Genomic DNA, 20539 nt, shown 5'->3' with positions numbered 1-20539 from the left:
CCAATGACAACATCGTCCCAGGCACGTTTTCCAGTGTTCCCCGCTATCGCCAGCCTGGCATTTGCGGCCGTTATCGGCTGGATCCTCCTCGGCTTTTGGCACTACGCGATGATTGCCCCGCCGAGCTTCGACGGCGCAATGAACCTGCGCACGGCCGCTTCGTTCATGCACGGCGACGGCTACGGTTTCTACTACGACCGCTTCTTCCCGTTTCCCGCGCAAACCGACGGTCCGTTTATCCTGCCGACTGCGCTCGCGTTCTGGATCGGCGGCATCACGCCGTTCACCGGTCAGGTAGTTAACCTGATCTACATCGCCGCTCTTGTCGTGCTGGCCGTAACATTGTTACGTCGCCTTCACGTGCCGCTGTGGCTCGCGCTTTTCGCGACGACGGCCTGCCTTTCGACGCCCGGTTTCGTCGAGAACTCAATGAACGGCTACGGCGAAGTGCCGATGCTGACGTGGTTCTTCGGCGGACTCCTGGTGCTCGTGTCGGGGCGTGACGGATTCAACGTGCAGTCGGCGCGCCTTTTCTGGACGGGCTTCCTGTTCGGCATCGCTTATCTGACGAAGGTGGTCGCGCTGGTCTGCGTCGGGCCCGCGCTGCTGGTGCTGTTCTGCGTGATCGTCTCACAGCCGGGGCGGGTGCGGCGGTTATTCATGCTCGGCCTTGGTCTCGTCGTCCCCGTGCTCTGTTGGGAAATTTTCCGCGTCGTAGAGATCGGCAACGTGCGCGGTTATCTCAGCTGGTGGCGGTTCCAGCTAGGGCAGGTGGGTGCGCAGTCGGGCGCGCGAAAGGGTGAAGCCGGCGAAGGTCTGCTGAGCAAGGGCGCGCATCATCTCTCCATGCTGTCCGATATGACGGGCGTGCCCGCCATGCTACTTGGCTTCGTGATCGTCGTGCCAATCGTGCTCGGGTTCGCGATCGCGTTCGACCGAAAGAGAAGTCCCGCACTGCGTCTCGCGCTGTTCATGTTGACGGGCGTCACTGGCCTGTACTTCTTGTGGTGGATTTTTATCAGTCCAACCCCGATGACGTGGCTGCGCCGCATTCTCGATGGCTTGTTGCTGCTGCAATGTCTGATCGCCGTTCTCCTGGCCGTAATCTGGGCGCAGTCTGCGGGACGCAACGGAGGGAGAATCTTCGCGACCAGTCTGTCGAACGTGTTGATGCTAATTGCATTGCTGCCTGTCGTGATTGGACAGCTGACTCTGATCCGTAACGGCCAAACCTTCACGCGACCGCCGCAAGTGCCGGAATATCAGCTCGACACTTACAAGCTTGCCGACACAGTGCGGAAGCTGCCTGCCGACGCGACTATCTTCGGCGCCGGCTGGTGGCAGGCGCCCGCCGTCGCGCTATTCTCGGGGCGCAACTTCTCGAACTTCGAGCATTGGCGCGCATCGCGCATCGACGCCGTCAGCGACAAATACTTCGTTGCCGATATGTACACGATAGGCATCAGCCAGCCGACGATCGACAACGTGATCGCCCGTTCGCAGCATCAGCAACTCGTGAAAATGCAGGGCGGCGAGCTATACAGGCTCGGTTCTGTGCAGCCGTATCTGCCTTTCGCTCTTGAAGATCAGGATGTCGGTCATCTGAGGGATGGCTTCGATCTCTCCGACGGCGACTACACGGTGCGGCGCGGTTTCTTCCAGCGCGAAGAGGGCAGGTTGGCGTGGGCCGGACTCGACGCCGCCGTCATGCTCAAACGCCATGCGCAGACCGCGCTCGACATACACGTGGAAGTGCCTCCTGACCTGCGCTCGCAGCAGAACGGCCACGACGCGATTTTGCATGTGACCAGTCCCGGATGTCTGGATGCATCGGTCGATCTGGTGCCGGGCGGCCAGCAGTCCATCCACTTGCCGCTGACATGTGCAGCTTGGCCCGAAGCCCGCCCGATTGAAGTCAGATTGAGCGTCGACCAGCAGGTGCCGTTCATCGTACAAATTGACTCAGACAATCGCCTGCGTTCGTTCAAGCTGCTGTCTATGCGTCTGGGCAACGGCAAATGATCGGCAGCGGGTAGGTTCACTCTCAATTTTCCCGCCCTTCTGCCGATATAAAAGGGGCGCAATCCTAGTCTTGTATCTTGTACCGCGTAACAATTCGAAAAGCGGGTTGCCGAATGCTCGCATTTTCAGCAAACTTGCGACTTCGATGTGACCCCTATCCAAAAGACTAAGTGTCGCGACAAGGCACGTTGCATTTTCCACATGAATACTACGCGTGAGCCGGGTAACGAGATCGAGGGTCTCTCCGTGTCCGTGGTCGTTTATCGGCCGGACCTGCAGCAACTCGCGCAGACGCTGAAAAGCCTTGCCGCCGCTTACGATGCGCTCAAAGAGACGCATCCCGCGTTCAGACTGGACGTCTGTCTCGTCGACAACGGTGGACTGCCTGACATGACGGCTGCTTTGGACGCTCTGCGCGCGCATGGCGCAACCTGCTCGATCATCGCTGGCCATGGCAACGTCGGCTATGGCCGCGGCCACAATCTGGCCATTGAGCGCGCAGCAAGCCGCTATCATCTCGTGCTGAATCCGGATATCGATCTCGACCGCCAGGCGCTTGTAAGCGCGGTGGAGTTCTTCGAAAGCCATTTGCAAGTCGGCCTGCTCACCCCCCGCATCGGCGACGAAGACGGCCACATCCAGTACCTCTGCCGCCGCTATCCAACGCTACTCGACCTGATCGTACGCGGCTTCCTGCCTGCGAGCGTCCGTCGCTTCTTCGCGCGACGTCTCGCCCGCTATGAAATGCAAGACGTCATCAACGAGCACGACATCGTTTGGGATCCACCCATCGTCAGCGGCTGCTTCATGCTGTTCCGCACGAACGTGCTGAAGAAGCTCGCCGGTTTCGATCCACGCTATTTCCTTTATTTCGAGGACTACGATCTGAGCCTGCGCACGCACGAAGTCGCCCGGATCGCCTATTTGCCCGCGATGCGCGTGCTCCACCACGGCGGTGGCGCCGCCCGCAAAGGCTCCGCGCACATCCGCATGTTCGCTGCGTCGGCCTGCAAGTTCTTCAACCGTTTCGGCTGGAAGTGGCTATGAGTCATGTGGTCGTGAGCGGGGCGAACGGTTTTGTCGGGCGTGCGCTGTGCCGCGCGCTGCTCGATGCCGGCCATCGCGTGACGGGTCTGGTGCGGCGTTCCGGCAACTGTGTGGACGGAGTTACGGAGTGGGTCGACGCAAGCACCGACTACAGCGGCATCGTGCACAACTGGCCCGCCGACCTCAAAGCCGACTGCGTCGTGCATCTCGCCGCCCGCGTGCATGTGATGCACGACATGGTCGCTGACCCCGACGCCGCGTTTCGCGCGACCAATGTCGACGGCACGCTGCGCCTCGCAGCGGCGGCACAGCAGCATGGTGTGCCGCGCTTCGTGTTCGTGAGCAGCATCAAGGCAGCCGCGGAACAGGATCGCGGACAATCGCTCCGCGAGAACGACGCCCCGCGCCCCGAAGACGCCTACGGACGCTCAAAGCGCGCGGCGGAAGAGGCGCTGACACGCCTCGGCGACGACACCGGCCTGGAGATCGTGATCGTGCGGCCCCCGCTCGTGTACGGACCGCAAGTGCGCGCTAACTTCCTGCGCCTGATGGACGCCGTCTGGCGGGGCGTTCCGCTGCCGCTCGGCGGTGCCGACGCGCGGCGCAGCATGGTGTACGTTGGCAATCTGGCCGATGCGCTCGTCCATTGCGCGACCGATCCGCGCGCGGCGGGCCAGTGCTTCCATGTCGCCGACAGCAGCGCGCTGACCGTCGCGGAACTGGTGCGCTCGCTCGCGCGGCATCTCGGCAAGCCGTCGCGGCTACTGCCCGTCCCAGCCGCATGGCTGCGCGCGGCGGGCCGTCTGACAGGTAAGTCGGCGCAAATCGACCGCCTGATCGGCAGCCTGCAGGTCGATACGTCGCACATTCGCGACGTGCTCGGCTGGCAACCCCCGTTCTCAACCGACGAAGGTCTGGCGGCAACCGCCGACTGGTATCGTTCGACTCATTGAGCCCGCTCATGCCGATGCAAGATTCACTGATGGCTCCATGGACACTTCCGCTCGTTGCGGGCGCGGCCGTCTGCGTGTGCGCGGCGATCCTGTTTGTCTTGTTGAAGACAGGTCTCGCCTGGCGCCTCGCGACCGATATCCCGAACGACCGCTCGCTCCACGTGCGCCCGACGCCGCGCGTCGGCGGCTGGGGCATCGTGCCTGTCGCCGTCGTGGCGATGCTGCTGGTCGCGCCGTCGCTGTGGTTCGCTGCGCTGGCGACGGCGCTCCTCGCCGCCGTCTCGCAGGTCGACGACCGCCGCGGATTGCCCGCGCGCGTGCGCTTTGCTGCGCATCTGATCGCCGTTGCCGCGCTCGTTGCGCTGTTTCCTGCAGCCGCGCCATGGTGGGTGCTCTGTGCGCTGGCATTTTTGATGATCTGGCTGGTCAACCTCTACAATTTCATGGATGGCGCGGATGGCCTCGCAGGCGGTATGGCGCTGTTCGGCTTCGCGGGCTACGCGGCTGCGGCGCTTCTCTCCAATCATCCGATGCCAGAACTGGCCTTGGCGTCGCTGGCGGTAGCAGGCGCCGCGCTCGGCTTTCTGTTCTTCAACTTCCATCCTGCCCGTATTTTTCTCGGCGATGCGGGCTCGATCTCGCTGGGCTATCTGGCGGGCGCGCTCGGTTACTGGGGCTGGCGTGGCGGCGCGTGGCCCGTGTGGTTTCCGGCGCTGGTATTCGCGCCGTTCATCGGCGATGCCTCGGTGACGCTGGCGCGGCGTCTCGCGCGCGGAGAAAAGTTTTGGCAAGCGCACCGCGAGCACTATTATCAGCGGATGGTACGTTCGGGCGTCGGCCATGCGGGCACCGCGTGGGTCTGGTACGCGGTCATGGTTGTCGGCATAGCGCTTGCGTTACTTGTACTTGGCCGTTCACCGGCCGTTCAGTGGGGCACCGTAGCAGGGTGGGCCGCTGTGCTGGTCGTCATCGGATTCATCGTCGACCTGCGCTGGCGCCGGTTCCAGTCAACACCGTCCCAACAATCCGAGGTATGACGCTGATGCTCAGATCCAAAGCCACCTTGCTATCCTTCAGCGCTTTCCTTTTCGATCTCGCCGCCGTCTCCGGCGCGTGGCTGGTCGCCTACGTGATCCGCTTCAACGGCGCCGTGCCCGTCGATTTCCGCGACGGCGCGCTGCACGCGCTCATCTGGGTGCTGCCCGTCTACGGCGTGATGTTCCGCATCTTCGGCCTGTACCGTGGTATGTGGGTGTTCGCGAGCCTACCTGACCTGATGCGCATTTCGAAGGCGGTCGCGACGGGCGCCTTGCTGTCGATGATTCTCGCGGTGATGATCCAGCCCATGCCGATCATTCCGCGCTCCGTACTGCTCGTGTCGCCGCTGTTCCTGTTCCTCGCAATGGGCGGCTCACGCGCGCTGTATCGCGCGGCGAAAGAGTTTTACCTGTACGGTGGCCTCGTCGCGCAGGGCAAGCCGGTCATTGTTATCGGCGCGGGCACGGCGGGCGCGATGCTCGCGCGCGAGCTGTCGCGCTCGAGCGAATGGCGGCTGATCGGCCTGCTCGACGACGACGTCTCGAAGCAGGGCCGCGAGATATACGGCTACAAGGTGCTCGGCTCGATCAACAAGCTGCCCGAAATCGCAGAGGCGACGAAGACCGAATACGCGATCATCGCGATTCCGTCGGCGCCCGTCGAGCAGCAGCGCCGCGCGGCCACGCTGTGCGTGCGCGCCGGTGTGCGCGCGATGGTGCTGCCGGCGCTGACTGACGTCGGGGAAGGTCAGGCGTCGCTGTCCCGCGTGCGCCACATCGACCTCGAAGACCTGCTCGGCCGCGAGCCGGTGCACATCGACACGCCGCACGTCGAAGCGCTGCTACATGCGCGCGTGGTGATGGTGACGGGCGCGGGCGGCTCGATCGGCTCGGAACTGTGCCGTCAGATTCTGCGATTCAAGCCGGCGCAACTGATCGCCTTCGATATCTCCGAGTACGCGATGTATCGGCTCGTCGAAGAGTTGCACGAACGCTTCCAGGGGCTGTCGATCGTGCCCGTTATCGGCGACGCGAAGGACTCGCTGCTGCTCGATCAGGTGATGGCCCGCCATACGCCACACATTGTCTACCACGCAGCGGCCTACAAGCACGTGCCGCTGATGGAAGAGCAGAATGCGTGGCAGGCAGTGCGCAACAACGTGCTCGGCACGTACCGTGTAGCGCGCGCGGCCATCCGTCATGACGTGAAGCGCTTCGTTCTGATCTCGACCGACAAGGCCGTCAATCCGACCAACGTGATGGGCGCGAGCAAGCGGCTCGCCGAGATGGCCTGCCAGGCGCTGCAACAGACGAGCGAGCGCACGCAGTTCGAAACCGTGCGCTTCGGCAATGTGCTTGGCAGCGCGGGCAGCGTGATTCCGAAGTTCCAGCAGCAGATCGCGAAGGGCGGTCCCGTCACCGTTACGCACCCGGAAATCACGCGTTTCTTCATGACGATTCCCGAAGCCTCGCAGCTCGTGCTGCAGGCGTCGAGCATGGGCCATGGTGGCGAGATCTTCATTCTCGACATGGGCGAGCCGATGAAGATCGTCGACCTTGCGCGCGACCTGATCCGGCTCTACGGCTTCACCGAAGACCAGATCCGCATCGAGTTCACGGGCCTGCGTCCGGGCGAGAAGCTGTACGAAGAACTGCTCGCCGACGAGGAAACGACCACGCGCACACCGCATGCGAAGCTTCGCATCGCGTTGGCACGCGGTGTCCCCGACAATCTGCTCGACGAGCTGCTGCCGTGGTTGATGCAGCATCGCGTGCTGACGGACGACGAAGTGCGCCGCGATTTGCGTCGTTGGGTCGCCGAATATCAGCCGAGCTTAGCCGCGCCGCCGCTGCGCAGCGTGCCGCCACTTCCGGGTAAGCGGGCTTCGATGTAACAAAAAAGGCGCTGAGGCGCCCTTTTCGTCTTCGTCGTGCAATCGGGTGCAGCTACATGTGTGCGATAAAATAACCGCGCTTCGCGCAGCCGGCCGTCGCGCGCGAAGCCCGTCATTATCTCATCCATCACCCTGCCGACGCCCCCTCTATGATTCGCTTCGTCTACTTTCCGGCAGCGCCGACAGCAGCGACTACGACACTCGCAGGACGGGCCGTCGAATGAAGCGCGAACTACTCCGCTTCGCCATTGCCGGCGTGATCGGCCTCATCGTCGACGCCGGCGTGCTGTACGGGATGCTCGCGCTCGGCGCGGGCTATTTCGTCGGTCGCGCAGTCTCGTTTGTCGCGGCCGTCTGGTCGACGTGGCAGTTCAATCGACGCTTCACGTTCGTCCAGGGCAGCAACAAATCCGCGTGGTCCGAGTGGTGGCATTACCTGTTCGCGATGCTGGGCGGCGGCGTCGTCAATTACGCAGCTTATAGCGCGACGGTCCTGCTGCTGCCGAAGAGCGCGCTGCTGCCGCTCATCGGCGTTGCCGTCGGTTCGCTCGCGGGCATGACGGTCAACTTCGTCAGCGCGAAGCTCTGGGTGTTCAAGGCCCGCTCGTGACCGCACGCCTAGTAAAGCCGCATCTTCAACCAGGGCCGCGTTGCCATCATTGCGCCTGCGCGTCGTCGATCTCGGCTCGCGTCGCGCGATGACGGCCGCATGCGTGATCGTGCCGTTGCTGTTCGGACTGTACTCGCTACTGCTCGGTGCCGACGCGAACTAGGACCTCTACAGCTATCACCTGTATAACCCGCGCGTGGCTGCACGGCAAGCTGCAGACCGACCTCGTTCCGGCGGCATCACGCGCACACTGTTGCGATTTCATCAGCTATGCCGTCTCTTCCGCACCACCAGCCATCTCGGCGACTTGAACCGGACGATGCTGACATAGAGCTAGACATAGGTCAGCGCAAACACCACGGCAAAGCAGAAAAGATGCAACGTGCGCCGCCAAAACAGCGTGGCGGGAACGACCGCAAGTAGGCACAGCAACTTCAAATAAGGCGAGGTCAGCGAATTGCGCCGCGTCAGTTCACGCGCCGTCCTCGCGACCACTGCCCAGCGCATCAGCCGCTTGTAGACGAGCATATGCAGATGCACGCCATCGGGAATCCCAGGCGACATCCCGCGAATAAACTTCTTCCGGTAGATCGAGAAGCACATCTCGAAGATCGGATACATGAAGAGCAGCACGGGATACCACGCCGACACATCCCGATTGCGCATCACGAGCACGATCGGCAGTTCGCCAAGCATGAAGCCGGTGAAGTCCGCGCCCACGTCGCCGAGACGGCGCCGCAGCGGCCGTTGTTGCCGCAACGGAAACAAGTCAGAGGCAGGCCGCGTGAAGATCTCGCGGCAGGCTCTTTGCAGGATACTGGCAAAGGGCCACGGTCGTTCCTCCGCATCGCTCGCTTCTCCTGCGCCGTCCACTCGATGGAAGCTAACCGTTCCTAGCAGGCGCAGGCGGTTCTGGCGTCACTGAGTCATTGGACGTGCCACTGTCGCGCCCCGAGGAGTATTTCCTCCCGCTCGAGTAGGAGTGACGGGCGGCGGTGCACCCGTCAATTTCCACAACGAACCTGGTTGTACCTGGTCGATGGCGTCAATTACGGTGACCGCCGGAGTGAACAATTGTCGCGCGTAGCAGGTGCTGCGAAGCACGGGCGATGTGGCGGGATGACGGATAGCCTTTGAATCGATTCAGAGTGTCGGGAGCATGGAACGGTCCCATCCACTAATCGAAAAGGGCGAAAGCCCCGGGCCAGGGTCCATTACCACGGATTTAGCGCTGCCCCGGACCAAAAGCCACGTGATCTTACGTTGCTTTTCGGGTTAAGACCGTGAGCCGGCTCGTCCGAGCGTTGGTTCGTGGAATCGATTTCCGCTTACCGGCATCGAGGGTGGCCCGTATTACCAGGACCGTTCCGGTTAAAAGGTCTATCAAAATTGTCATCATAGTGAACTCTCATTGTCCTGAGCAGCGCTACGATCGTCTTTGCTGACGCGGCCGGACACTCGGGGCGCGGAGCCAAAACACGAACGGGATTGAAAGGAGAGTTCACGATGACCAAACGATGTCCTACGTGCGGACGTATGCGCCTGGATTTCTTCATGCCGACTCAGGCAATCCTCGGATATCCGAACCGGTTCGCGAAGAAGCCCGCAGTCGCGGATCACCGCCGGAAATATATCGACTTCTCGCGGAGACTGCATGAAGTACTCGCGCCTTTGCTTGGCGAACGCTACTCGTTGCACGAGGAGCTGACCGTCCTGACTTCGGATGGTCTCGCGGGCCATAGCGTTCGGGCCGACTGTTTAGCAGTTACCGATATCGGCGTATTCGTCGTCAGCCGTATCGAATGGGCGGGAAAGGTGACACAGAGCCTTGAAGAGGACAAGCTGTACGTTCAGTCCGCACCGGGGATGACGGGGAACTATCCGTGTCCCCTTCGGTACACCGCACCCGCCGTTCACTTTCTCGGTGCCTTGCTGGATGGATTTAACTGCCCGATTGAAAACATTGCTGTGTTCGAAGACGATACATGCGAGTTCGGAACGGGTCTGCCGACCTCATACCTCAAGCTGAGCGAATTGCATCATTTCTTCCGGGTAAGGCGCGAACAGGTGTATCGCAAGATAGCACCTCGCATCAACGTCGACGCAATAGACGAGCGACTACGCATTGGTTGTAAATTGATTACGGGACCCAGACCGAGCCAGCTCGACCACGTTTGACATCCGCCTCGCCCTCGGCGGCTGGCGCAATAGACGCGGATGGGGGCGGATTTCTCCAGCGTGACGGTCATGTCCGACCGCGAGAATGTTTCAGGCAGTAGCAGGCTAGAAGGCTTAAGCTGGAATGACGAAGATTTGGTATAGCTTTAAGGCCAACGAATACAAGCGGAAACGGACGGGATCTCGATTTGTTACATGGTTTACATGGAATCGAGCCGTCACGTCATTGATTTAAAGCGAGAAATCACATACTTGCCCGTTAGCCGGCTAACGGTCTTAAGCCGAAATGAAGGGGATTTTTGGGTAGCTTTTGGGCCACTGAATACAAGCGGAAACGGCTAGGATCTCAGGTTGTTACATGGTTTGCATGGAATCGCCCGATCACGATGTCTCATTTTTTGCGTCAGACGGCTGACGAAAATTGCGGCAACATCGCGTCATCATGTTAAGCCTTTCGAAATGGGACGCGTCAGCACTTCTCGGTGCGCTAGATTCTGCGCCCCCACTCAGGCGACTGATTTTGGAAAAACCTTTGAAAATAGATCCACACACGTTACGTCAGCAAGAAGCCCTCGCGCAGTACAACAAGCTTCGCCAGCGGAAGACGTCGATCATCATATTGGGTCGACTCTGCGCTTCCTTCTTGACCGGGCGAATTTGGCAATCGCAGTCGGAAATGGCCTTAGCATTGGGCGTTTCGAAACCGCACGTTACTCGGATGCTGCATGCCGCGAAGATTCCAGACGAAGTTATCCATACTTTTGGCGACGTATATCGAATTTCTTTCGCAATCGCGGAAAAACTCGTGAAGCTTGAAAAGCGAACCGGACGTCGGCGTCTGAGAGATTCCGCGGCTATCCTTGGCGCGCGTCCTGACCTCGATGTGCACACGATACTTGCGGCTCTTGCCACCGGCTTGCCGGTGCCGACCGATAGAACGGTCGTGAGACTTACACGCTACAACGAAGAAAATTACATCAGGCTGTATTCGCCGCAGTTGAGCCGCATTTCTTCGGATGTCCCACGCCTTGAGAAGGCGATCAACGCCGTCCTGGGTGCAGTGTTGCAATTGATTTGAGTCGCAGGGAAGTTGGATCTTCCTTGCTGTTAGCCGGCTGACGCTCTGATTCAAATCACTGAAGCTGGGCTCGTACGGGTGTTCACCGACATTACGAATACCAGCAGTCATCCGTGCCCTCTTGGGATCGGCAGTAGGGAGTGGGGCGGTTGCAGTGGTTTCTATCGCACGCAGCTACCGCATGGTGCCTGATGTCTTTGAGAGCCGACCTGACGTTTGATGTGCGCCCAAAATGCTCGCGATCGAACGAGAGCTATGCACCCGAAAGCTGCGTTCGCACGCGACTATCATCGGCGACCTGGCGCACGAATATGCGTCCATTAACTGCCGCATGAGTTCAACAATAACGTCCCGCCTGGGGGAGGTGTTTCGTGTGCGCATCAACAGGCGATGGAAAAGCGAGACTACTCACCCCGTCTTCGATCCTCACGGGTCTCTGCTCCGCTATTGCCGTCAAACGGAAACGCGTTGAACAACGCCGGGAGCAAAATCGCCACGGAGCAGGAGACACGATAGTTCAACCGTTCGTGCAGGCGCTGGGCCCTCCCTCGGGCGGTTAGGGCGAGCCGTTGTGCTGCGACATCGCCTCCTGACAGAGCGCCAAAAGATGCATGAGCGACCTCCATCAATGTGCCATCTCTCCGCATTCTCCGTTAATCCCTGACAGGCTGGCCTCGATCGGCTTGTCAATGTTGAGCGGCGGGACAAGGGCGGAAACGACAACCTTACTCCGGTTGCCGTCCAATACGGCTGGAAAGTCGGTCTGCATTCCTTTCCCGCACAGTCGTCTGCACACGTTGTGGCAGGCTGGGCGCCTGTTCTTCGCTGTCCCCGATTTGAAGACTGCGTTCGCGCTGATAGGCACTGAACTCGTTCGTTGATCAGCCTGTGCCGCAGTGGGCACCGGACTACGGCGAGCGTGCTGCCAAGCATGCGCCGCTCTGCCCGCCACAGCTTCCTTGACTTTCGCGTGGCGTAGGCATGATGAATTAACGAAAGTTACTTCAGCGTGCCATGCAATGTATAACGCGGCTTCACCGCCATGTGGTCAAAAGAAAACCGGATATTCCATTCGTTGCGCTGACGTCATTGCCCTCGCGTCTCTGCACTTTGCAACGAACGGGTTTTTGCAACCCGGTGCTGGACGGCGTTAGCCGGTCAGGGGCGTGCAATGAAGCCCAGATCATCAGCGATCCCGGTACGCCAGACACCTAAAGCACCGGCGGCATTAGCCGACGCAGAATTGCAGCACCTTGAAACGGTAGTACGCTATCTCTGCAATACGGATGTCATTGATACGGGATTTAGTCTCGGCGTGTCTTACTGGCTTCACCGGATTGCAGAGATCGAACAAAGATTTTATCTGGTCCCGTCACAGCTTCGACGACTCGCGCTGTTACGAAAGATGCTCACGGATGAAAGTTGAATGACCGGACCTTCGAATCGGCGGGTACTGTCCGACTCCTGATTCTGGGGGCTGTCGCAGTAAATAAGAATAACGATTCTTTCGTCAGTGGCCTCCCTTTCATACCACCGGTTCAGGCTGGACGACGGGTTGGTCAATGCAGCAGATGCAGCGCGACCCATGTGTGATTGCTAAACGAAAGGAGAAAAGATGAAAGACAATAAATGGTCGCTATTCCTGATCGACATATTTGCTTTACGCGCGAGTCGCGCAGAGGTCGCGCACACAAACAACGCGCTGGCTATAGACGAACCAGACGAGTGGCTGCAGCGTTCGGTGGCGGGCCGCTCTGTCGACACCAGTTCGATTGGCCCGGATTCGGACCGTGATTTTGCGCCAACAATTTGCTGGTCAGGCAAGGCAAGAAGGGGCCAAGCTCTTCCAGGTCATCGTCGGTGCGATGAGAAGGGTGCAGCCGTGATTCCATCGTTCGGACTGTCCGGCGATAAAAAGACAAGCGTTACGACATGCGCCGCCGACGAGCACGGTCTGCTTTGCGACCGTTACGGTCCATGACAAGGCCTAGCACAGACAAAGCCACAGCGACGCCCAGCGCAGAGAAACTGAAGCCCATGCTATTTCTCCGTTCTTGGAAACCATGATTAAAAGGTTAGCACAAAGGCCAGATTGATCTCGGACACGACGATGGAAACAGGCCAGTTCGACGTTGTCGAGCACGCCTCTGGGATGACCATCACCGATTACGCCAACTGTTTGCGCGACGTCGATCAGCTTTATCCGTCCGAGTGTCTAGAGGTAGTGCTTCCAGAGTTCGGCATTGGCGAAGCGCCGCCAGCTGTGTCGGCTGCCGTCGATGGGATGAACGTGCAACTGGATAGCATGACCGACGGTAGCTTTGCGATCGCTGGTGCAACGGATAACGGCGAGGAGGAGAGCCTTCCCAGGCTTGTCCTCCAGTCTTTTGTCACCTCGCCAATGGATTAACGCCAGAAGGTTGGTCCATTCTGCCACATGTCTGCTGCCGCTTTCCTCGGGCCTGCGGGTGTGATGGCATTCGGCGCAGGTGTGGGCCCTCGCCGACGTCAAGCTCGGGGCCAGTCTGATCGCGAGTTTTGTGCTAGCGTTCGTTCATGGCACGATTTCCATCGTGGGAGAATGAGCATGGATATCAGTTTTCTGGTACTCGGCTTCGCAGTTGTCACGTGCGGACTCGGCTCGCTAATGGAGCGCAACGCGCGCAAGGCCAAGCGGGAACGACGTCTTACGCGGATTCCACGCTAGGCGGCAAATAGCGCTCTCGGCTGAAGCAGGTCGTCAGCCAGACTGGAATACACTGTTCGCCGTGTTAAATCATGCTTGCGTGCTGGAGATGTTCCCGTTCGGCAGCAGGTCAACCCCGGAAATGACAGTGGCGCGCGACGAGCGCGATCATGAGGGTCGCCAACAGCCTGATGCGCGTGACTTCGTCCAGCGTCTGCGCGTTGATAGCCGACTCGCGCCGGGTTCGATGGCTGGACTGCACGGACATGGAGCGGACACAAGGGCCAATGAGCGCGACGGCCTGAGCTGGAGTAGGACATGACATTGCTCTCGCACGGTTGCGAGACGTTCGGATTGGCAAATCGGATGGCCTCTCATTCGCACGGTGCGGCATGTCACGGCTACTGCGGGTGCCCGACAGTCCAGATGACGAAACTGCGGTAGCGAGCGCACTGTCGAGGAATTCTACGGTGTGAAGCTGCGCGTCATGAAGACAAAAGGACCACTGTCGTGCGGTTCCCGAGGCCGCGCTCGCCACGATCAGTGTGCTAATCTGCGTCGTGGGGTGCGGCACGTGTGTCAAGGTCGATGGGACAGTTGTCTGTGTCCTTGGCAACTCGTAGTTGCGCTCGCAGCAATTGTCCGATTGCCAAGAAAGAGAGAAACGGCAGTCGTTAGTAATCGACCACAATCGGAGAATGACTATGGGCTTCGGTGTTGTTGCGCTGGTCCTGACGGCTGCGATTTGTGCGTATGGCAGGCACATGAGCAACCTCGGCCGCAAGGCGGATCGCGAACGTCGGCATCCGCGCGTTCCCCACTGATCGAACTTCTTGCGTGCAACGCGCGCTGCGGATTCATCGATGGCCGCACCTTCGGGTGCGGCATTTTTGTTTTCCTGAACCTACTATTCTGGGACCCTTGTTTTGCCTGCGCATAGCCGGCCGCTCCTTTCGATCTGGGAAGCAAGACGGTCGACGAAGTGATTGCGCACGTCGAGCGTGCGCTGCCCCAACCAGAAAATGAGCACGAATACGTGTCGCGGGGGAATATCGTCGACGATGCGAACGGCGACCTGTACGGCTTGCTGGGCATTGCCCCGTGGCCGGAACGGGCTCCGCGAAGCGCGTGAGCCTTTAGGTTGTTCCTTTTGGTGAGCGTTTCATCGGTGCTTGCGGATCACCAGCCAACGCGGCACCTTAAACCGCACAATACTCACATACAGCCACACATACGTCGCCGCAAATACCACGACAAAACAGAACAGATGCAGGGTATGCCGCCAGAACAACGTGGCAGGTATCACAGCAATCAGGCAAAGTAACCACAAATATGGGGAAGTCAGCGAATTGCGCCGCGTCAGCTCGCGTGCCGTCCTCGCGCCAACGGCCCACCGCATCAGCCGTTTGTAGACGAGCATATGCAGATGCACGCCATCGGGAATCCCGGGCGACATTCCTCGAATAAACTTCTTCCGGTAGATCGAGAAGCACGTCTCGAAGATCGGATACATGAACAGCAGCACGGGATACCACGCCGACACATCGCGATTGCGCATCACGAGCATGATCGACAGTTCGCCGAGCATGAAGCCGATGAAGTACGCGCCGCCATCGCCGAGAAAGATCAGCCCGGCCGGGAAATTCCAGATGAAGAAGCCCATCACTGCGCCCATCATGATGAGCGATGCCGACAGCACGATCGGGTCGTGTACCTGAAACGCGACATACGCGAGCGACGCGAACATCATGAACGCGACCATCGACGCGAGCCCGTTGAAGCCGTCGATAATATTGATCGCATTGGCCAGGGCCGCAACGGCCAGCACCGTCACCGCGCAGGAAATGGTCGCGTAGGAGAGCAGAAAATCGAGCGGCGGCACGCTGATGCGCGTGACGGCGATCCCCAGCACGAAGTAAGCGAGCGCGGCGGCGACCATCGTGCAGATCAGCCGCGCGAGAGGTGATACTTTTTTCGTCAGGTCTTCGATCAGACCCGACGCAAACGCCGGAACCCCACACGCGACAATGCCGAGAATGCCTGCCGAAACGGCCGGGTACGCGCCATACAACTGGATCGCCGACACGATCAGTCCCACCAGAATCCCCGTTCCGCCGATACGCGGCACCGGCCGCGCATGGAATTTCTGCACGCCGGCCAGATCGGTGTCCGCAAACGTTTCATGCAGATGCGCATACCGCACGATCACGAGCGTGATCAATAGTGAAACGATAAAGCCGAGCGCGAAACTGAGCATGAAAGTCGGGGCCGGAAAAGCAAACGGTGGATTATACAAATGAAACGCAGCGGGCCCGGACGGGTTGACCGCGCGGCGGCAGGCGGCGCGGTTTTCGCTCATAATGCGCTGGATATTCAAGCCGTCCGTTCGAAGATGCGTATTTCCCTTCTTGCATGCCTGAGCGCGGCGCTATTCGCGCTGCCGCTGGTATCCATCGCAGTCCCCTCATCGGTTCCCGTATCGATGAGGGGTAGCGCCGACAGCGGCGACACGGTCGAGCTTCGCTTCGACAGTCCTCCCTCGAAGACTGCCACGCTTCTGATTAAGGGCGACCGGACGGGCTCCGCTCCAAAAACCGTTTCCTGTACATACGAACTCGAACCCATCCAGAAGGGCGCGCTCGAGAGCCCGATCGTCAAGATCACGTTCAACGACAGGCAAACGATGACGATCGCTTGCGATCCGCTGTCGGACAACTGTCACGCTGACAGCTACCCGACGGTCGGCGGCACCAGCTTCTCCATGCTCTGGCATATCACGCGAGCCGACGTACAGTCCGCCCATACAAAAACCCGGCTCCGACAGTAGTAAGGCGAGCAGACTACGTCTGGGGGAGCGCCGCGCAAGCGCGCCATCCCACATGCTACGTCATGGATTCTCCCTATTTGGAGTTCGTCCCACGTTGCCGATAGCCATCGATGGGCTGCCATCCCGGCTGGCCGACAGCACGTCACGGACACTCATGCTCAAGAACATCACCATTCGGCAAGGACTGACGCTCGTAATCGGCATCTTCGCGGCCTTTCTCCTGATCGTGATCGGCGTTGGTTGGGGCGCGCTGAAATTCACCAACGATGGCCTGCAGAACGTGCAGCAGTCATCGGCGGCGATGAACGCGCTGACGTCGAGCTCGGAAAAACTCCTGCAGGTGCGTCTGTCGCTCGGCAGTTACGAGACGCTTTTCAGCGTCGGCAAGGACACGGACGGACTGCTCGCCGCCGCGCACAAGCTGCTCGAGTCGTCGAACGAGGATTTCCGCGTCTACATGGCGGGGCCGTTCGGCAGCGAAGAAGAGGGCAAGCTCGCCCAAACCGTGGCGCAGGCGCGCGCCGCACTCGTCGATCAGGCGATCGAGCCGGAGCACAAGGCGCTCGTCGACAATGACTTCAACACGTTCCGCACGATCCAGGGCGAGACGGCAGACCGCTTTTACGGCGTCTACGCCAAGGCGATCGACGCGCTCAAGCATGCGCAGGCCGATAACCGGCAGCGCGAGGCCGGCCAGTTGAGCCGGCGCTTCAACATCTCGACGGGGCTGTTCATCGCGATCGGCGCGGCTGCCCTCGTGGTCGGCGCGCTGGCGCGCGCGGGCCTGTCGTCCGCCGTCGTGAAGCCGGTGAACCAGACGATCCGTCACTTTCGCAGCATGGCCGAAGGCGACCTGACGACCTCCGTCAAGGTGCGCTCGCGCAACGAGATGGGCCAGTTGCTGCAGGCGCTCTCGCAGATGCGTGACGGCCTCGTCGACACGGTGTTGAAAGTGCGCGGTAGCACCCATTCGATCACGCTCGGCGCGAACGAAATCGCCGCCGGCAACGCGGATCTGTCGAGCCGTACCGAACAGCAGGCAGCCGCGCTTCAGGAGACGGCGGCGAGCATGGAAGAGCTGTCGGCGACCGTCAAGCAGAACACCGACAACGCGAAGCTCGCAAGCCGTCTTGCGCAAGGCGCGCTGGACACGGTCGTGCGCGGCAGCGATGTGGTCGCGCGCGTGACGCAGACGATGGACGGCATCACCGCGTCGTCGCGCAAGGTCGGGGAGATCATCGGCATCATCGAAGGCATCGCGTTTCAGACCAACATCCTCGCGCTGAACGCGGCCGTCGAGGCGGCGCGCGCGGGCGAGCAGGGGCGCGGCTTTGCAGTCGTCGCTTCCGAAGTGCGCGCGCTCGCGCAGCGTTCGGGCGCGGCGGCGAAGGAAATCCGCGAGCTGATTGGCGATTCGACGGCGCAGGTCGCGCAGGGCGCGACGCTCGTCGCCGACGCGCGCAAGACGATGCAGGAAGCGATGAATTCCGTGCAGCGCGTGACGGGCATCATGACGGAAATCGAAGGCGCCGCGCACGAGCAAAGCGACGGCATCGAGCAGATCAACAAGGCGATCGGCCAGATCGACGAAGTGACGCAGCAGAACGCGGCGCTCGTCGAGCAGGCCGCGGCCGCTGCGAAGACGCTCGAAGCGCAGGCCGTCGTGCTGCGCGAGGCGGTTGCAGTGTTCCGCCTCGAAGCCGGCGCGAGCGTCGCGTAGAATTCGGGTGCCCGTGCGCCCGTACTGATCGTCGAAGCGCACGATATCGTCCTCGCCGAGATAGCTGCCCGATTGCACCTCGATGAGTTCGAGCGGCGTCTTTCCCGGATTCTCCAGCCGGTGCAGCGTACCAAGCGGGATATACGTCGACTGGTTTTCGGTCAGCAGAAACGATTCGTCGCCGCGCGTCACGCGCGCCGTGCCGCGCACGACAATCCAGTGTTCGGCACGATGATGATGCATCTGCAGCGACAGCCGTCCGCCCGGCTTCACGACGATCCGCTTGACCTGGAAGCGCCGTGATCAATCGAGTCGTAGCAGCCCCACGGCCGCTCCACCTTTCGACGCACCTTCGCTTCCGTATTCTTCGCCGCGTTCAGGCGGTTGACGATCGCCTTGACGTCCTGCACGCGGTCTTTCGCGGCGACGAGCACAGCGTCGGCCGTTTCGACCACCACGACGCCCGTCACACCGACGCACGCAACCAGCGGTCCTTCCGAATGTGCATACGTGTCGCTCGTGCCTTCGAGCAGCGCGCGGCCCCGCGCGACGTTGCCAGCGGCGTCCTTCGCGCTGATGTTCCAGACGGCGTCCCACGCGCCGACGTCAGACCAGCCGGCGGTCAGCGGCACGATGATGCCCATCAGCTTCGGATCGTCGCCGATGTGTTCCATCACCGCGTAGTCGATCGAATCGCTCGGACAGGCGGCGAAGGCAGCGCGATCGAGTTGCAGCGAACCGTCGCTCGCGATGCTCGCATGTTCGTACGACGCGCGGCACGCCGCGGCGATTTCCGGCCGGCCGCCGTGATCGCCGCGAGCCACACCGACGTGCGCATCACGAACACGCCGCTGTTCCACCAGTAATCGCCCGAGGCGACGTATTGTTCCGCCGTTTCCTGCGCGGGCTTTTCGACGAAGCGCTCGATGCTGCGCGCGCCGCGCCCATCGGCGGGCAGGCCGGTCTTGATGTAGCCGTAGCCCGTTTCCGCGCGCTCGGGCGGCACGCCGAGCGTGACGATCGCATCGCGTAGCGCGTGCTGGATGGCCTGCTGCAGCGTGTCGACGAAGGCGGCGTCGTCGGTGATCAGATGATCGGCGGGCATCACGACGAGAATCGGGTCTTCGCCGTACGGCGCATCCGCGAGCGCTGTAAGCGCGGCAATCGTCAGCGCGGGTGCCGTGTTGCGCGGCGCGGGCTCCAGCACGACACCCGATTCGCATGCGCAGCGTTCGAGCCGCTCCTTGGTCGGCAGCTTCAGTTCCTCGCTACAGACGACGAGTGTCGGCTGTGTTCTGACGATATGCGGCGCGGGATGCTCGTGGGTCGGCGCGCGCAGGCCCTGAGTTCTGCGCAGCGTCGCTTCGAGCAGCGATTCCTCGCTCGTCAGGCCGATCAGCTATTTCGGGCATTGCTCGCGCGACAGCGGCCACAGGCGCGTCCCGGAACCGCCCGCCAGGACGACGGGCTGGATGACGCAGGCAAGGTGAGTCTCATGATCGAGGATATCTTGCGCGGCCGCTTCTGCAATGACGTTCATCGTTTCTCCCATCACGCCGGGTCAGGGTGGATGACACGGTGCCATTATGTCTGGCCATTGAACGAAGCGTCACGCCGGATTTCTGTGCGTCGGGGCACAAAAACCAGCCAGATGCCCGATAAGCCTGAGTCAGATCAAGGATTCATGGGATCCGGGCAGATCTAGCTTGCTCGCCCGGCTGGTCGTCAGTGCACTTGCAGTGCGGCTGCCACGCTGCCAGTACATGAAGCCGCTCTCTGAATCGTCGGTACGTGACCGGGAGAAGGCCTACGCCGGATGCGACACGTGCGCGCGCATTATCCGTGCGTTTGATACAAGGCTCGAAGGTCGCCGGAACAGTCGAGGCATGTCAGCTTGCCTGCCACCGGTGCGCACGAGCGGCCCGCGTGCATCCGGGCGCGGTGCACGAGGCGTGTGCCCCCGGTAAATCGCGCTCGAAGTCTTGCCGAACCGGCCTCCGCCAATGCCAGTCGGTAGCACATATGCGCATTGCCTTGGACGGAAACATTCGTGGAGGCGGGAATTTACGACCCGTCGGACGGATTGCGATTGCCGGAACGAGATCGAGAACAAAGGCCCGCATACATGAGTGTCAGGGACAAGGGCAGCGCCAGTTTCACAGTGGAACCGATTTTGGAGAACGCACATCGATTCCCAAGGTTTTTTCGCGTGCGCTGCGTGTCAGTTCCCGATTTTGTGGCGTAAGCGTCGCGCAGGTCGGGGCATCGTAAGCGCAGCATTGGCTGTCGTGCCGAGATGATGCGGCCCCGCAGGCGAGTGCCTCTTAACCTGCCTGGGTGTGCGCGAGCGCGGTTTCCGCTTTTGCGTTCCCCGCCGGGGAGCCCGCGAGACCAAGCTGATAGCCGTCCAACCTCGTCTGTTGATGATGCGCTTCCGTTTTCAAATTCGGCACTTACGATGTTTCGCCTGGCGCTAGGCGTCAAAA

The 20539-nt window shown here is 61.0% G+C and carries 15 protein-coding genes and 2 pseudogenes; 14 read left to right on the top strand and 3 right to left on the bottom strand.

From position 1 onward, the window contains the following. Positions 1 to 3 precede the first annotated feature (3 nt). The 7 genes from H1204_RS13135 (at position 4) to H1204_RS52610 (ending at position 7727) form a co-directional block, all read left to right on the top strand. The gene (locus H1204_RS13135; protein ID WP_180728644.1) at positions 4 to 2022 is read left to right on the top strand and encodes a hypothetical protein; all 2019 of its coding nucleotides are present in this window, start codon (positions 4 to 6) and stop codon (positions 2020 to 2022) included. Between the two features lie 201 nt (positions 2023 to 2223). Next, the gene (locus H1204_RS13130; RefSeq protein WP_180728643.1) at positions 2224 to 3069 is read left to right on the top strand and encodes a glycosyltransferase family 2 protein; all 846 of its coding nucleotides are present in this window, start codon (positions 2224 to 2226) and stop codon (positions 3067 to 3069) included. After that, positions 3066 to 4022, top strand: coding sequence for an SDR family oxidoreductase (locus H1204_RS13125; RefSeq protein WP_180728642.1), 957 nt, complete (start codon positions 3066 to 3068; stop codon positions 4020 to 4022). Before H1204_RS13130 ends, H1204_RS13125 begins: the two co-directional genes overlap by 4 nt. Positions 4023 to 4030: 8 nt before the next feature. After that, positions 4031 to 5059, top strand: coding sequence for a glycosyltransferase family 4 protein (locus H1204_RS13120; protein WP_180728641.1), 1029 nt, complete (start codon positions 4031 to 4033; stop codon positions 5057 to 5059). Between the two features lie 5 nt (positions 5060 to 5064). Next, a complete protein-coding gene (locus H1204_RS13115) occupies positions 5065 to 6954 on the top strand; it encodes a nucleoside-diphosphate sugar epimerase/dehydratase (protein WP_180728640.1) in 1890 nt (629 codons plus the stop codon). Between the two features lie 220 nt (positions 6955 to 7174). Continuing rightward, positions 7175 to 7564, top strand: a complete 390-nt coding sequence (locus H1204_RS13110; protein ID WP_180728639.1) for a GtrA family protein — start codon at positions 7175 to 7177, stop codon at positions 7562 to 7564. Positions 7565 to 7604: 40 nt separating this feature from the next. Further along, the gene (locus H1204_RS52610) at positions 7605 to 7727 is read left to right on the top strand and encodes a hypothetical protein (protein WP_274608183.1); all 123 of its coding nucleotides are present in this window, start codon (positions 7605 to 7607) and stop codon (positions 7725 to 7727) included. A gap of 173 nt (positions 7728 to 7900) precedes the next feature. Here the strand turns inward: H1204_RS52610 and H1204_RS13100 are convergent. After that, positions 7901 to 8293 (bottom strand): annotated as a pseudogene (locus H1204_RS13100) (glycosyl transferase); the annotation flags it as partial. Between the two features lie 825 nt (positions 8294 to 9118). Between H1204_RS13100 and H1204_RS13095 the strand changes: the two are divergent. The 5 genes from H1204_RS13095 (at position 9119) to H1204_RS13075 (ending at position 13230) form a co-directional block, all read left to right on the top strand. After that, entirely contained in the window at positions 9119 to 9742 is a 624-nt protein-coding gene (locus H1204_RS13095) for a hypothetical protein (protein ID WP_180728638.1), read from the top strand. Between the two features lie 520 nt (positions 9743 to 10262). Next, on the top strand, positions 10263 to 10820 hold the full coding sequence (locus H1204_RS13090; RefSeq protein WP_243468495.1) for a hypothetical protein: 558 nt from the start codon (positions 10263 to 10265) through the stop codon (positions 10818 to 10820). 1171 nt (positions 10821 to 11991) lie between these two features. Next, positions 11992 to 12246 carry a hypothetical protein gene (locus H1204_RS13085; protein WP_180728637.1) on the top strand — a complete coding sequence of 85 codons (255 nt, stop codon included), beginning with the start codon at positions 11992 to 11994 and terminating at the stop codon, positions 12244 to 12246. Positions 12247 to 12435: 189 nt separating this feature from the next. Next, the gene (locus tag H1204_RS13080) at positions 12436 to 12801 is read left to right on the top strand and encodes a hypothetical protein (RefSeq protein ID WP_180728636.1); all 366 of its coding nucleotides are present in this window, start codon (positions 12436 to 12438) and stop codon (positions 12799 to 12801) included. Positions 12802 to 12930: 129 nt separating this feature from the next. Continuing rightward, positions 12931 to 13230: a hypothetical protein gene (locus H1204_RS13075; RefSeq protein ID WP_180728635.1), complete on the top strand. Its 300-nt coding sequence runs from the start codon at positions 12931 to 12933 to the stop codon at positions 13228 to 13230. A 1438-nt stretch (positions 13231 to 14668) separates the two neighbouring features. On the opposite strand, the gene H1204_RS13070 is transcribed toward H1204_RS13075, so the two are convergent. Beyond that, complete coding sequence (locus tag H1204_RS13070; protein ID WP_180728634.1) at positions 14669 to 15763, bottom strand: glycosyltransferase; 1095 nt, start codon at positions 15761 to 15763, stop codon at positions 14669 to 14671. Between the two features lie 39 nt (positions 15764 to 15802). Between H1204_RS13070 and H1204_RS13065 the strand changes: the two genes are divergently transcribed. Both H1204_RS13065 and H1204_RS13060 read left to right on the top strand, forming a co-directional pair. Continuing rightward, positions 15803 to 16333, top strand: coding sequence for a hypothetical protein (locus H1204_RS13065; protein WP_180728633.1), 531 nt, complete (start codon positions 15803 to 15805; stop codon positions 16331 to 16333). Between the two features lie 154 nt (positions 16334 to 16487). After that, positions 16488 to 18053 carry a methyl-accepting chemotaxis protein gene (locus tag H1204_RS13060; RefSeq protein WP_180728632.1) on the top strand — a complete coding sequence of 522 codons (1566 nt, stop codon included), beginning with the start codon at positions 16488 to 16490 and terminating at the stop codon, positions 18051 to 18053. A gap of 15 nt (positions 18054 to 18068) precedes the next feature. Here H1204_RS13060 and H1204_RS13055 read toward each other — a convergent pair. Next, positions 18069 to 19593, bottom strand: a pseudogene (locus H1204_RS13055) (mannose-1-phosphate guanylyltransferase/mannose-6-phosphate isomerase); the annotation flags it as partial. Between the last annotated feature and the right edge of the window lie 946 nt (positions 19594 to 20539).

This window comes from Paraburkholderia sp. PGU19, from assembly GCF_013426915.1.
Classification (GTDB): Bacteria; Pseudomonadota; Gammaproteobacteria; order Burkholderiales; family Burkholderiaceae; genus Paraburkholderia.
This window is presented reverse-complemented; position numbering and strand designations above follow the sequence as displayed.